Raw genomic sequence first — 14,064 nt, forward strand, 5'->3', positions numbered from 1 at the left:
TCATGATGAGTTCCAACTGGGTAGCTGCGTGTTGTGTGGCGGCGATGGCGGTAATGGCTGGGTGTGGCGAGACGCGTGAGTTGGCCCCCGTCTCTGGCACCGTCTACTACAAGGACAAACCGGTTGAGTCGGGCGTCGTGATGTTTCAGCCGCCGGTGGGTGAGATCGCCCGCGGGCAAATTGGCCCTGATGGCAAGTACGTGCTCGAGACCCTGGGGCAAGGAGAGGGGGTGATTCTCGGCAATTGCAAAGTCCGGGTTTCGGTCCGATCAAAGCCCGCGAACTCGGGTGGCGAAGTGGGGCTCGGCAAGCTGCTCATTCCAGAGAAGTACACCTACTTCGATCGCAGCGGTCTGACGTTCGAAGTGAACGGTGATCGCACGGAGCCCTACGATATTCACCTGACGGATTGAGGGGTGTGGTAGCAGATCCGAGAACGATCAAAGGTGCGACGGGCATTCGTTTCGCTGCGAGTGTTCTTTGCACATTTAAGTTTGGCATCCATTGAATTAAGGGGAGTCGTCTAATGAAGAGCGTCCTACTCACTTTCTGCTCGGTTGGATTAACGATGCTGGCACTGACCGGCACTCACTCCCAGGCTGCGCTGCTTGCCTACGATGGGTTTGATTACGCCGAAGGCCCGCTGAGTGGAAACGGCTCTGCCTCGGATGCCGGATTTGCGGGAGCCTGGAGCCAAGGTGCTAACTCCGGCAATGTAATTTCTACCGGCTTGACCTTCGGAACCTTGCAGGTGTCTGGTGGAGCCGTGGACTTCTCGAATGGCGATGGTTCGTCTTCGACGCTTACTACGACGAACTTCCGGACCTTGGATGCGGCTTACAACGATCCAACGGACACATCAACTGGCGAGCTCTGGTGGAGCTTCTTGATTCAACCGGGGGCCTACACGGGCACCCCCTTTGCGGGACTCTCCTTCTACACGGATGCCGCTGGGACCAATGCGGATCTCGGAACCAACACGCGGAATAGCTCAGGCTCCCTTGTTTATGGTTTCTCGGATCTCGACATCACCAACAACTTTCTCCTCACAGACGTGGATGTGGTGGATGGTGAGACGGTCCTCGTGGTGGCTCGGGTGATACTCGGCGGCGGTTCCAATACCAGCGCCCATAACGAAGACCGAATCCATCTTTACATAAACCCCGCAATCGGCGGGGGAACGCCGGCAATCTCCGACGCCAATGCCAACGTGACGGCGGACTTCCAAACCATTCGCTTTGCGTCAGCGAATGGGCAGCCGTTCGTAATGGACGAATTTCGGTTTGGTGAAACGTTTGCCGATGTGACGCCGAGCACTATTCCTGAACCTTCGAGCCTTGTGCTCCTCACCGGCGTAGGTCTGGGGCTGGTCGGCGGCTATCGAATTGCTCGCCGCCGTGGTGCTCAAAGTTAACCCGAAGTCGCCCGTTGTCACCGCGTTTGCGTTTTTCGTGGCATCGAACCTTTTGAACAACGAAGCAGATAGAGAAGAGTCATTCCTATGAAGACCTGCTACCCGATGTCTCGGCTACTGATGCTGGGGCTTGCAACCGTTTCCCTTCTTGCATTTGCGACCAGCGCGAACGCCGTGCTCATTGCCTACGATGGTTTCGACTACGGCAGCGGTACCGTCGACGGCAAAGGCGGGGGTCCCTCCGATTTTGGTTTCGCCAGCAATTGGACCACTGCCGCGGTGAGCGGCAACGTCACCACCGGTTTGTCGCGGTTGCCACTCACGGTGACCGGGGGCGCCGCGGATATGTCCGGTGCCGCGACGACCACGAATTTCCGCGTGCTGTCCGAAGCGATTAGTCCCGAGAACGCGACGGAGACATGGATCAGCTTGCTCGCCGAGCGAACAGCCGACACCGCGCTTACCAACTTCGTCGGGATGTCGTTCTACAACAGTGGCACGGCCGGTGCGAATACCGAGTTTGCGATCGCAACCTCCGTACTTGCATCGACGAATCCGCAGCAGTGGCGAATTGTGGACCTCAATAATGGCGGCACCACGGCCTGGACCAATACCGGTTCGGCGATCGTCAACAACCAAGTCGACCTGCTGGTCGCCCAGATTGTTTGGAGTGCCGAAGGTACAGAGACCGTGAACATGTGGGTCAATCCACCCTCGACGGGGTTGGGCACGCCGACCACTCGGTCGATTGCCATTGCTGGGTTTGATCGCCTGCGTCTAGCGAGCCAGAACGGTGCGGCGTTTACTTTCGACGAGCTTCGCATCGGCGATTCGTTTGCCGATGTCATGCCCGTCGTTCCGCCAAATCCTGACCTCGATGGCAATGGTGTGGGGATCAGCGACTTCACCCTGATTCGAAACAACTTCCTCACTGCGAATTCCAACGCCATGGGGGACGTGAACTTCGATGGCTTCGTCGACCACGCCGACTACTTCCTGTGGCGCGAGGCGTTCTTGTCCGGCGGCGGATCGCTATCGGCCATCTCGTGGAGCCCTGTACCGGAGCCAAGCAGCGTGTTGCTCGTTGGCATTGCGATTGCCGGCGGCGTTGCCGCCCTTCGTCGTCGTCAACGCAGCTAGCCGATCGCTCCGCATCCCGCACCGCATCAAACGAATCAATATTAGGGAGAGTTTTCCATGCAGGCAGTATCTAAATGGCACCTTGGCGCATTGCTCGGCCTGGGCATGGTCGCCAGCGGCATGACGCAAGCCGCAGTGCTGGGCGTCGAGAGCGCAGTGATCAATCTCAACAACAACGGTGGCACTCTGTCCGCCGTCACCATCGGTGGCGAGCTGCTAGCGGACATGACCTTCGCGACGTCGGGCACCGTGCAGTTGTCGGCCTCGGCGACGAATCTCGATCGCACGTTTTGGAACAACGATGGAGGCACCAATCCGATCACCGACACGGCGTCCTTGAGCGGCCCTGTTGCCACGACCGGATTGCTCAACAGCTCGGCCACTTTCCTTTTTGGCCAAAATCTGACGCTCACCGACCGCTTGGTGTTTCTCGAAGCCGAGTCGGGTACCAACCAAAGCGAGAACGCCGTCTTCTTTCCCGTCGACAGCACGGGCACCAAGATTGGCAACTACTCGCTCACGCTGACCGAAGGTACCGGCAACAAGTCCGGCGTTTACGGTCCGACGCTTATCCCAGGTGGGTTTACGCTTGCTGCCGAGGATTTGGCGAGCCCTGCCACGGGTTTCAATCTGCGCGGTGTGTCATTCACGCTCGCGGACATGGCCGGCGACTTTGGCGACCTGACTCAGACGCGGGGGTTCGCGGTCGAGGATCCTTTCGGAACGCTCGATATCGATCCCGCCCTGGCGGCGATCGCCAGCTTCCTGCCCCCAAGTGCCGACTTCAATAATGACTCGGTCATCAATGCCGCGGACCTCACCATCCTGGCGGGCAACTACCAGAAGAGCGGCATCACCCGCGCCGGTGGCGACGCCAATGGCGATGGTCGCGTTGACTACGTCGATTACCTGACGTGGCGCAAGTCGGCGCTAAACGATCCAGCCACCTTGGCGTCGGTGCTTGCCGGACAAACGGTGCCCGAGCCCTCGACCATCGCTGCCCTGGCCATCGGCCTCGCGCTGTTCGGTGCCCGCCGGGTGCTGAGCCGCGGGTAACGTTTATCTGCCGCTCACGAACCTCACCATCCAACGAATAATCTTCTGCGAGTATAGCCCGATGTCCCTTAAGAGAATTACTCCACTCCTTGCCCTTCTTTTGCTATCCACCTTTGCGATCAGCGAAGTGTCCGGGCAAAACCCGCTAGGCCAGCGCATCAACTGGATCGGTCCTGTGGGCGTTGAAGCCCAGTGGAACGAACCGGAAGGCGGTCTCGAAAATGGTGCCAACTGGCAGGACATCGGCTTTGGCAACTATCAACCAGATCGTACGGTGTCACCACCCGAGTACGCTTCGATCTCGACCACTGGCGGCACCGGCCGTGCGGTGATCAGTTCTGCCATTGCAACGCATCCTACCGACATCATCATTGGTCAGGATTCGGGCACCGCTGGATCGCTCATCGTTCGCGATGGCGGAAGCATCACCGTCCAGGCTTCCGGCGCGACGGGCAATGGCGAGTTGATCGTCGGCGCAGGAGGCACGGGCAACCTCGGCCTCGAAGACGATATGGGGGCCGTGTCGGTCCAAAAATACACGCAGGGTAACAATGGTTTGCTCGTTGCGAGATTGAGTGGCGCGGGGACGTTCACCCAGCGCGTGCAATCGACTGGCGGCATCTCGCTCGATGGTCGATTGCTGGTAGAGCGACTCGCGGGAAGCGACTTCAAGCTGACCACCGGCAACTCCTGGACATTGATTTCGGGCTCGCCCGTCACCGGTAACTTCGACCAAGTCACGGTCGCCCCCGAACTGCTGAACAGCCCCGGTCAGACCCTAGCAGTTTCCACGTCCGGCAATGCCGTGACGATGAGCGTCAGCCAACGCTTGGTGCTGAACGTCGATCGTTACACGGGTGCGGCGACACTGGTTAACGAGGCAGGGCATAGCGTGAACATCGATCTGGTCGAGTACACCTTGGCCTCCACCGCTGGCAACCTCAACGGCGCGAACGGCCGGTGGAAGTCGTTCGACGACGACCCCTCGAAGCCGAACTGGATTGAAGCGGGTGCGACCGAGTTCGCCTTGTCGGAAGTAAATGGGGGCGCGCGACTCGTGGCGGCCTCGGGATTTCAGCACGATTTCGGCACTCCCTTCGACGTGAACACCTCTGCCGCCAAGGGGGTGTCGCGCGTTGATTTGAGCGGTGTGTCGTTCCTCTACGCCGATCCCGATACCGGTACGCAGCAAGCCGCGGCGATCAACATCGTCGGTGCTGCGAACGACATGGCCCTCGTGGTGAATCCTGTGACCGGCAATGCCACGATTCAAAATCAATTCGGCCAAGCGATCGACTTCATCAGCTACACCATCAGCTCGGCCTCTGGTTCGCTACTTCCGAACTCCTTCAGCGGTGTCGACGGCGGCAATGGGCCCGACTGGTTCGAAGCCAACTGGACGACCACCGATTTGAGCGAGGCCATCGGCGGGGCACCTGCCGAGTCACTAAGTTTCTTGGAGTCGCTGGATCTCGGTATTGCGTGGGACGCCGCGGCGGGCGAACGCGACCTCACGTTCCGTTATCAGGATCCGACCACGGGGCAGCTGATTTCGGGCCTCGTCTACTACGGCGACGTGGTGGAGTCCCCCGGATCGGTTGGTGGCGACTACAACGGCGACGGCATCGTCAATCTGGCCGACTACACGGTGTGGCGTGACAATCTGGGTGGCGACGCTTCGGCTCTCGCTGCCGGCACGCGCAATCCGTCTAACACTGGTCCCATCAGTGCGGCGGACTACAGCTTCTGGAAGAGCAACTTCGGCAACAGTGCGCTTGGTGGTCTAAACGCCTCGCCCGCGAACGTCCCCGAGCCCGCCACCTGCGTGATGCTGATTGCCGGTGCTTTGGCACTGGCAGTCGCTCGAAAGAGATCGTAATAAGCGATCGCTGTGAGGGTGTCGCGGCACCCGATCATCCACAGAAGCAGCACACTGGCGGCCGGAGCTCCTAGCGGGCAGCATGGCGCTTCGGTCGCCGGTGTTTTTTTCGGGCTACGGTTCAGAGATTAGGCAACAGAGAAGCAATTGAGGTCCTCCCCATGTTTAAGTGGCTGACAATAGCCGTATTGGCTAGCAGCACGATTCTCGCCCAGCCTGTCGATGCGCAATCGACGAGCAACTACGATGTCGTTGTCTACGGCGGCACGTCGGCAGCCGTTATGGCGGCGGTCGAAGTAGCCCGCCAAGGGAAGTCGGTCGTGGTCGTATCTCCTGATGCCCGCCTTGGCGGCCTCACCTCGAATGGTCTGGGTTGGACCGACCTCGCGACGCGCGACTCGATCGGCGGACTTAGCCGCGAGTTCTACAATCGCGTGTACGATCACTATCTCGACAGCAGCGCCTGGACTACCGAGACCCGTCAGCAATACATCAACCGCTCGTCGCTCGACCCCGATGCCGGCCGGCAAATGATGTTCACGTTCGAACCGAAGGTCGCCAAATCCATCTTCGAGGACTTCGTGAGTGAAGAGAACATTCCGGTCATCTCGGGACAGCTCAATCGCACGACCGGCGTGGGAATGGCGGGCCAGCGTATCACCTCGATCAGCACGCTGGACGGCAACACTTTCACCGGCGGAGCGTTTATCGATGCCACCTACGAGGGCGACCTAATGGCGGCCGCCGGCGTGAGCTACACGGTCGGCCGCGAATCAAACGCCACGTACGGCGAGACGCTCAATGGCATCCAGGCGGGGCTCAACAAAAATCAGCTTCCCTCGGGGATCGATCCGTACGTGGTTCCGGGAAATCCTGCCAGCGGACTGCTGCCGGGCGTGAATCCTTCCCCGGGAGGACCCAACGGTGCGGCGGACGACCGTCTGCAGGCGTACAACTTCCGCATGACGATGACCAACAACCCGGCTAACCGCGTTGCGATCGCACAGCCGGCCAACTACGACGAGGCCGACTACGAACTCCTATTCCGAGCCATCGATGCGGGGCAGACCTCGAGGTTCTGGAAAACGAGCCCCATGCCCAACAACAAAACCGACTCGAACAACGACACCGGCTTCTCGACCGATTTTATCGGCGGCAACTACGATCTCGACACGGGTGTGAACTTTGCCGAGGCCGACTACGAAACTCGCGAAGCGATGATCGCCGCCCACCGCGACTATCAGCTTGGGTTCGTCTGGACCATGCAGAATCATCCCCGCGTTCCCGAATCGCTTCGCAATAGTTGGGGCGTCTGGGGTCTGCCGGCGGATGAGTTCACCGAGAACGGTAACTGGCCCGAGCAGATCTATGTTCGCGAGGCACGCCGGATGGTGAGCGACGTGGTGATCAACGAGCACCATGTGAACCAGGAGCCGGGTTTCCTGCTCGCCGACTCAATTGCTTTGGGTGGTTACGCCATGGACTCGCACCACGTCCAGCGGCATGTCGATGCCAATGGCTACGTGACCAACGAAGGGGACGTGCAAGTCGCCCCCGCTCAAGGGCCTTATCGCATCAGCTACCAGTCGATTGTGCCGCGCGTGGGCGAAGCCGAAAACCTGCTGGTGCCGGTGGCGATCAGTTCGAGCCACATCGCCTACGGTTCAATCCGTATGGAGCCGGTGTTCATGTCGACTGGTCAAGCGGCGGGTGCGGCCGCGGTGTTGGCGCTGAATGGACAGACTTCGGTGCAGGATGTGGAGTACACCGCGCTGCGTCAGCAGTTGCTGGCGGCTGGCGCAGTGCTGGGGGCACCCGTTGTGCCGCCTGTTGCGTCGACGGTAACGATGGACTTCAACGGAGCCACATCGCTTCCGGCGGGTTTGCGTTTTCGCACCGACGGCACTGGTTGGTCGGGGGCATGGGACGGGACGGGGACCGAGCAGATCGTCGCCGGCAATCTTCAGTACTCGCAGGGTGGCTACAGCATCACGCAGCAGGGCAGTGGACTGCCGGGGCGCGTGCAGGGCAACTACAACGAGTCGCGGCAGAATACGCGGGCCATCGCCGAGCCGATGACTGGCGAAGTGTGGTTCTCGTTTCTAGTCCAGAATCCTCATGCGTCGGCCGTGATCGGCGTTTCGCTGAATCCCGCTACGAACGGCGACCCCGAGGATGGCCCCATCGAAGACTTAATCGCCCTTACGGGCAACACGCTTAGCTATCAGCGCGATGGCCAAGTCGTCGCGTCGGCATCGGCTTCATTAGCTGTGGGCGGAACCCACTTGGTCGTGGGTCGCCTGTCGCTGAGCAATGCGACCGATTCGCTTCGACTGTGGGTGAACCCCGATTCAATGTCGTTGCTGGGTACGCCCGACATCAGTATTGAGGATCCTACGCTCGCCGTAGGGCTCAGCTCGATCGGCCTCTTGAGCTACAACCCCGCAGGGGCGGCCTTTTCGGCGGCCGGTGGCTATCTCGACGCCCTGCGGATCAGCAACGAACGCCACGCGATGTTTGAAGTCACTGGAGCGACCTTCACCGCCGACTTCAACGGCAATGGGCACATCGATATCGCCGACTTTCATGTGCTCCGCAATAACTTCCTCACGTCCAATGCAGGGATTGCGGAGGGTGATACCAACGGCGACTCGGTGGTCGACCACATGGACTACTTCATGTGGCGGAGCGCGTTCCTGTCGGCCGGTGGCAACTTGGCGAGTCTCACGCAGCCCGTGCCGGAACCGGGGACCCTCCTTTGCGTGGCGATCCCTGCACTCATGTGGCTGGTTCATCGCAGCGCGGCCGCGCTGCGATAAAGGCTCACCCGCATACACTGCCCATATTCAAATACGCCGTAACTAGCACGACTCCCACGGCACAAATTACCGAGAGGATGATGGTCGTCATCCCCAGGTTTCGAACTTCTGCCAGCCGTGGCTTCAGACGGGGCGATTTGACGTCGTCGTCCACCCGATAACGGGTGTATCCCCAAAAGGCCATGCCGGCGAGCAGCAGAAGAGCTACCAGCGTGTAGGCATTGATCATCCCCGGCAGCGAGTCGGGCTCGACGCCGGTCGAGACGTTGCAGTACGACCAAGCCGAGTAGTAGCTGCACAGGGCATGAACTCCCAGTGCCAGGGGCGGTATCACCAGCATCCACCAGCCTTCGTACTTGACGGCCGACGTGCCGGCTTCGTCGGGAGAGGGGGATAGAGTGGACATCTTGAACCTCACGCATCATTGGCATCTCAACCAGAGGCGGGCGATCGTTCGCCGCGTGTTGCTCTAGCCGCATCTCGACTTATCAACGCAAGTAGCGTGCCTAAGCTCCGCGTTCGGTGTCGAACCGCGCGAGGAGGGCCTGCGAGCTTTCGATGCACCCGTGCCAGCGAGGCGGGCAGCGGCGAAATCCTCCTGCCGCTCCAGTGGACGCGTTGGTGCCAGCCGGCCCAGCAGGTGGGTCACTTGCGATCCGAGGTGGTCATTCGGTGCTCACTTGCTCTCTGGCATAACGCTTGCTTATGGGGGCTCGCGAATCAGGCGGATTCGACCCTCGGGGCTTCTCCCTCGCACGACGAGCAGGGCCCGCACTCGGCGTTTTGACGAGAATTCCATGCCTGATTGCCCGCACTTATCCGCGACTCGGCACTTCTGGCTAGTCGCATTGTTCATCGTGGTGACCAGCTTGTGGTTGCCGGCCAGCGGCCTCACGCAGGACGGAGCACAGAACGGGCGGTTGCTCGACCTGGAGAAAGACGAGCTGAAACTTGGTTTCATCAAGCTGACCGACTGCGCGCCGCTGGTCATCGCCAAAGAGAAGGGTTTCTTTGAGGCTGAGGGGCTGCAGGTCAAGGTGATCGCCCAGCCGAACTGGAAGACGCTGCTCGACAACGTCATCAGCGGCGAACTCGACGGGGCCCACATGCTCTCGGGCCAACCGCTCGCCGCGACGATCGGCATTGGCACCAAGGCCCATGTGGTCACGGCTTACACGATGGACCTGAATGGCAACGCGATCACGGTGTCGAATAGCATTTGGGAACGCATGCAGGAGAGCGATCCCGCGCTCTTTTCGTCGACGCCCAAGCATCCGATCTCTGCACAGGCGCTAAAGCCGGTGGTGGACGAGATGCTCAGCGACGGTGCCAAGCTGCAGATGGGGATGGTATTCCCCGTTTCGACGCACAACTACGAACTGCGGTACTGGCTGGCCGCCGCGGGCATCCATCCTGGCATGTACACGGCCACCGACATCGGCGGTCGCACCGATGCCGACGTGGAACTCTCTGTAACGCCGCCCCCCATGATGCCGGCCACTCTCGAAGCCGGCAACTTGCAAGGCTACTGCGTCGGCGAGCCATGGAACCAGCAGGCGGTCGCCAAGGGGATCGGCGTGCCGGTCGTCACCAACTACGACATCTGGAAGAACAAGCCCGAGAAGGTATTCGGTGTTACCAAGGAGTGGGCCGACTACCACCCGCAGACCCACCTGGCCGTCGTGAAAGCCCTGATTCGTGCCGGACAGTGGCTCGACGAAACCGACAGCAAGGGCAAGCTCGTGAATCGCGAAGAAGCCGCGAGGCTGCTCTCACGTAGTGACTACGTCGGCGCGGATTACGACGTGATCAAGAACTCGATGACGGGTTACTTCTACTTTCAGCGGACCGACAAGCGGGCGATGCCCGCGTTTAACGTGTTCTTCAAGCACCATGCGACGTACCCCTGGTACTCGGATGGCGTGTGGTTTCTCACCCAGATGCGGCGTTGGGGGCAGATCGCCGAACCACAGCCGGCCGAGTGGTACCACGAAGTGGTCCGCAAAGTCTACCAGCCACAGGTCTATCTCGAAGCGGCACAAATGCTGGTGGACGAAGGGCTGCTCGACCCTCGCGATGTCCCTTGGGATACCGATGGCTACAAACCGGCGACCAGCGATTTCATCGACGGCGTTCAATACGACGGCCGCCAACCGATCGAGTACCTGAAGTCGCACAAAATTGGCAATCGCGAGTAACCTCCCCAACTTCCACGAATACATCCGATCGCTATGCTCTTTACCGCTTTAACGCTGGCACTCTTAGCACTGTTGGTCGTCGCGGCCTATTGTGCGGGAAAGCACCGCACGGTCCGCGCGCTCGACATCGCGGGCCTGAACTTCTTAACGCCCGTCGTTCGGCTCTGCTACCGCGAGGAGCCCGAGAAACAACTTCGCGAAATCACCCGGTTTATCGTCGTGCCGGGCGTGGCGGTGGTGGCGTTTCTGCTGGCGTGGCAAGCGGTTTCGGACCGAGTGCAGACCAAGTCCGGCAAGCTCCCCAGCCCCAGCGAGACGATTCGCTCAGCGGCGTCAATCCTGACGTTTCACGACCGTGAGAACGACAAGCAGCGTGCATTCAATCTGGATGGGGATGCACGGGAGAAGGAGCTTGCACGCATCGAAACTCGGCTCGCCGAACTCGATCCGTTGGTGGCGGAGTCGAATGCAAAGGTAGCCGAAGCCCAAGCCAACGCGCTAGCCCGTGCGGAGAAACGGGTTGCTCCGCTGCAGCAAAAGCACGAGACGCTCGCGATGGACTACAAGTCAGCGCTGGAACAGCGTGAGGCCGCTCTAGAGTCGCTGGCTACGCAAGTCGCCGCGGGCGATGCGAAAGCCAAAGAGGCGTACGTTGCCGAGATTCGCGACCACCGCGAACGAACCAAGGCGGAGCGGGAAGGGCTCCGGCAACTTCGCGCTAGCATAATGGCGGTCCGCGGTGCGAAAGATACCGAGTTGGTCGAGGCACTCGCCGCGCAGACCGTGCTTGCCGAAGAGCGACAGTACCTGACTAAGATGCGCGACCAGCTCACGAGTGCGAATCGCCACGCGAAGCTCGACGCCGAGACCGACCGGCTGGCACAGGCACGCGAGATACTTTACGCCGCCAATGAAGCGGAACTGTTCGAGGCCGCCACGCAAGTCGCCCTTACCGAAGATCGCATCGCGAAGATGACAACATCGGGCTACGCCAAGCCGGCGACGCTTCCCTACCAAGTTGCGCGGAGTGTGCTCTGCGTGTTCGCCGGATTTCTGTTGGGGTCGCTAATTGCCATTCCGCTTGGCGTGCTGTGCGGACTTTCGAAGACCTTCATGGCCGCGATGACGCCGTTCATCGCCATCTTCAAACCGGTGTCGCCGATCGTCTGGCTGCCGGTCGCGCTGATTCTGGCAAGCTCGCTCATCCCGGATCCCGACAAGCACTGGTTTATGCAGTGGATGTGGCACCTACCGCTCTTGGGTGAGTTCAAGATCAACCCGGCGTTCCTGGCATCGGCAGTGACGGTGGCGCTCTGCTCGTTGTGGGCGACCCTCGTCAACACGGCATTCGGCGTGGCGTCGGTCGATCAAGACCACATGAACGTCGCGCGAGTGCTACGGCTTGGATTCTGGAGCCGGCTGTTCAAGATCGTGCTGCCATCGGCGTTGCCCCTCGTGTTCGCGGGGCTGCGTATCTCTTTGGGTGTTGGCTGGATGGTGCTGATTGCTGCGGAACTGCTGAGCTCGTCCGAAGGGATCGGCAAATTTGTTTGGGACCAGTTTAACAACGGCGCTTCGGATTCGTTCGCCAAGATGGTGGTGGTGGTGTTTGTGGTGGGGCTGATTGGGCTGGCGCTCGATCGCATGATGGTTGTTTTCCAACGCCTGGTGAGCTTCGACGGCGCACCAACCGCCATCTAAGGAACTTCGGAAGTAAACACCATGGCCTACTTAGAACTTGATAACGTCGATTTCGGCTTCGGCCCCGCCTCGCAGCGGTACGAAGTGCTGAAAGGAGCTTCGCTGTCGGTCGAGCAGAACGAATTCGTCGCCGTGATTGGTTTTTCCGGCAGTGGCAAGAGCACGCTCGTGTCGCTGCTCGCCGGATTACAGAGACCCGATCGGGGCGAAGTTCGTATCGCCGGACAATTGGTGCGTGAGCCGGGACCCGACAAGGGGGTCGTGTTCCAGAACTATTCGCTGTTGCCATGGTTAACCGTGGTGGGCAACATCGAGCTCGCCGTGAAGCAGGTATTCCCCGAGATGACACGCGACGAGCGTCGTGAATACATCCAGCATTATATCGATGTGGTGAGCCTCACCGGATCCGAGGCCAAGCTGCCTGGCGAGTTGTCGGGTGGCATGCGACAACGCTTGAGTCTTGCGCGAACGCTATCGATGAAGCCCGAGGTGCTGCTGCTCGACGAGCCCTTGTCGGCGCTCGATGCCCTAACGCGTGCTCAACTCCAGGATGAAATCATTCGCATCTGGGAAGAAGATCGCCGAACCGTGTTGATGATCACCAACGACGTAGACGAGGCGGTGATCATGGCCGATCGCATTGTGCCACTTACCAAAGGGCCCGCCGCCCATCTGGGCCGCGAGTTCCCGGTGACGCTCGATCGGCCCCGCGAACGTGCGACGTTGAATTTCAACCCCGAGTTCAAGCAGCTTCGCAACGAAGTGACCCGCTACATGATGCAGCTGAACGAAGAATCGCGGCAGCTTGCCGTGGAGAACGAACTGCCACTCCCCGATCTCAAACCGGTGATGCCGGGTGCGATGGTCAGTGTTGCTTGAACTTAAATTTCTGACGCCACGAACGACAATATGCCCAACTCGACTCCCAAACCGCTCGACCCTCGATTCGTCGAAATCTTCGGCCTCGTGAAGGCCTATCCCAATCCGTACGGCGAGGCGGTTCGCGTGATTGATGGGTTTGACCTCGTGATGCGCGAGGGGGAGATGGTCAGCATCATCGGCCACTCGGGGTGCGGCAAGAGCACCGTGCTGACAATGGTCGCCGGGCTGAATGACATCTCAGGTGGTGGTGTTGTGGTCGGCGGACGCGAGATCAGTGGGCCGGGCCCCGATCGAGCCGTCGTCTTCCAATCGCCGTGCCTGCTTCCGTGGCAGACGGCCTTCGAAAACGTGATGCTCGGCGTCAACCAAGTGTACCCGCACGGCACAAAGGGCGAGCGGCGACAGATTGCCGAGTACTATCTGGCCGCGGTGGGACTCGCCGACTCCCTACACAAGTACCCTCGGGAAATGTCGGGGGGCATGCAGCAACGCGTCGGCATCGCTCGCGCGCTGGCCCTCAAGCCTCGCATGCTGCTGCTCGACGAGCCGTTCGGCAGGCTGGACTCGCTCACTCGTATGGACCTGCAAGACGTCATCTTGAAGGTGCTGGACCGAGAGCGGATCACCACGTTGCTCATCACGCACGATGTCGACGAGGCACTCTACATGTCCGATCGAGTCTGCATGATGACCAGTGGTCCGCATGCTCGCGTCGGCAAGCTGCTCTCTCTCCCTTTCGATCGTCCGCGGCATCGCGCCAGCGTGCTCGAACATGCAGAATACTACGATCTTCGCGGCGAGCTGGTGTCGTTCCTCGAAGAGCAAGACCATCGCCGCCCTGCATGCCTATCTAAACCACCCGCCGAGCCTTCTTGGGACGACACGATGCACATGGTGCGTGCCTGGGACGAGACGCTGCTCGAAGAAGAACTGCAAGGCGGAGCGCTGTCGGGCGAAGGGCAACTGACGCGATAA

At 60.4% G+C, this 14,064-nt stretch carries 11 protein-coding genes; 10 read left to right on the plus strand and 1 reads right to left on the minus strand.

Annotation, left to right across the window (positions count from 1 at the left end; translation table 11 throughout):
- Positions 1 to 2 precede the first annotated feature (2 nt).
- The 6 genes from SH292x_RS07610 to SH292x_RS07635 all read left to right on the plus strand — a co-directional run bounded on the left by SH292x_RS07610 (position 3) and on the right by SH292x_RS07635 (position 8,308).
- On the plus strand, positions 3 to 413 hold the full coding sequence (locus tag SH292x_RS07610) for a hypothetical protein (RefSeq protein WP_442484997.1): 411 nt from the start codon (positions 3 to 5) through the stop codon (positions 411 to 413).
- 113 nt (positions 414 to 526) lie between these two features.
- Positions 527 to 1,414: a PEP-CTERM sorting domain-containing protein gene (locus tag SH292x_RS07615; RefSeq protein ID WP_442484998.1), complete on the plus strand. Its 888-nt coding sequence runs from the start codon at positions 527 to 529 to the stop codon at positions 1,412 to 1,414.
- 87 nt (positions 1,415 to 1,501) lie between these two features.
- Complete coding sequence (locus SH292x_RS07620; RefSeq protein ID WP_442484999.1) at positions 1,502 to 2,554, plus strand: PEP-CTERM sorting domain-containing protein; 1,053 nt, start codon at positions 1,502 to 1,504, stop codon at positions 2,552 to 2,554.
- 57 nt (positions 2,555 to 2,611) lie between these two features.
- On the plus strand, positions 2,612 to 3,610 hold the full coding sequence (locus SH292x_RS07625; RefSeq protein WP_442485000.1) for a dockerin type I domain-containing protein: 999 nt from the start codon (positions 2,612 to 2,614) through the stop codon (positions 3,608 to 3,610).
- A gap of 100 nt (positions 3,611 to 3,710) precedes the next feature.
- Entirely contained in the window at positions 3,711 to 5,489 is a 1,779-nt protein-coding gene (locus SH292x_RS07630) for a hypothetical protein (protein ID WP_442485001.1), read from the plus strand.
- Positions 5,490 to 5,650: 161 nt separating this feature from the next.
- Positions 5,651 to 8,308: an FAD-dependent oxidoreductase gene (locus SH292x_RS07635; protein ID WP_442485002.1), complete on the plus strand. Its 2,658-nt coding sequence runs from the start codon at positions 5,651 to 5,653 to the stop codon at positions 8,306 to 8,308.
- Positions 8,309 to 8,312: 4 nt separating this feature from the next.
- Here SH292x_RS07635 and SH292x_RS07640 read toward each other — a convergent pair whose 3' ends face one another.
- Positions 8,313 to 8,714, minus strand: a complete 402-nt coding sequence (locus SH292x_RS07640) for a hypothetical protein (RefSeq protein ID WP_442485003.1) — start codon at positions 8,712 to 8,714, stop codon at positions 8,313 to 8,315.
- A gap of 391 nt (positions 8,715 to 9,105) precedes the next feature.
- Here SH292x_RS07640 and SH292x_RS07645 point away from each other — a divergent pair, with 391 nt between their 5' ends.
- Genes SH292x_RS07645 through SH292x_RS07660 form a run of 4 tightly spaced genes read left to right on the plus strand, consistent with a single transcriptional unit; the run spans position 9,106 to position 14,064 of the window.
- Positions 9,106 to 10,506: a CmpA/NrtA family ABC transporter substrate-binding protein gene (locus SH292x_RS07645; RefSeq protein ID WP_442485004.1), complete on the plus strand. Its 1,401-nt coding sequence runs from the start codon at positions 9,106 to 9,108 to the stop codon at positions 10,504 to 10,506.
- 33 nt (positions 10,507 to 10,539) lie between these two features.
- On the plus strand, positions 10,540 to 12,207 hold the full coding sequence (locus tag SH292x_RS07650) for an ABC transporter permease subunit (protein ID WP_442485005.1): 1,668 nt from the start codon (positions 10,540 to 10,542) through the stop codon (positions 12,205 to 12,207).
- Positions 12,208 to 12,228: 21 nt separating this feature from the next.
- Positions 12,229 to 13,086, plus strand: coding sequence for an ABC transporter ATP-binding protein (locus tag SH292x_RS07655; RefSeq protein WP_442485006.1), 858 nt, complete (start codon positions 12,229 to 12,231; stop codon positions 13,084 to 13,086).
- Between the two features lie 30 nt (positions 13,087 to 13,116).
- On the plus strand, positions 13,117 to 14,064 hold the full coding sequence (locus SH292x_RS07660; protein ID WP_442485007.1) for an ABC transporter ATP-binding protein: 948 nt from the start codon (positions 13,117 to 13,119) through the stop codon (positions 14,062 to 14,064).

It is taken from the genome of Aeoliella fuhlenseeensis, assembly GCF_052161615.1.
Taxonomy (GTDB): Bacteria; Planctomycetota; Planctomycetia; order Pirellulales; family Lacipirellulaceae; genus Aeoliella.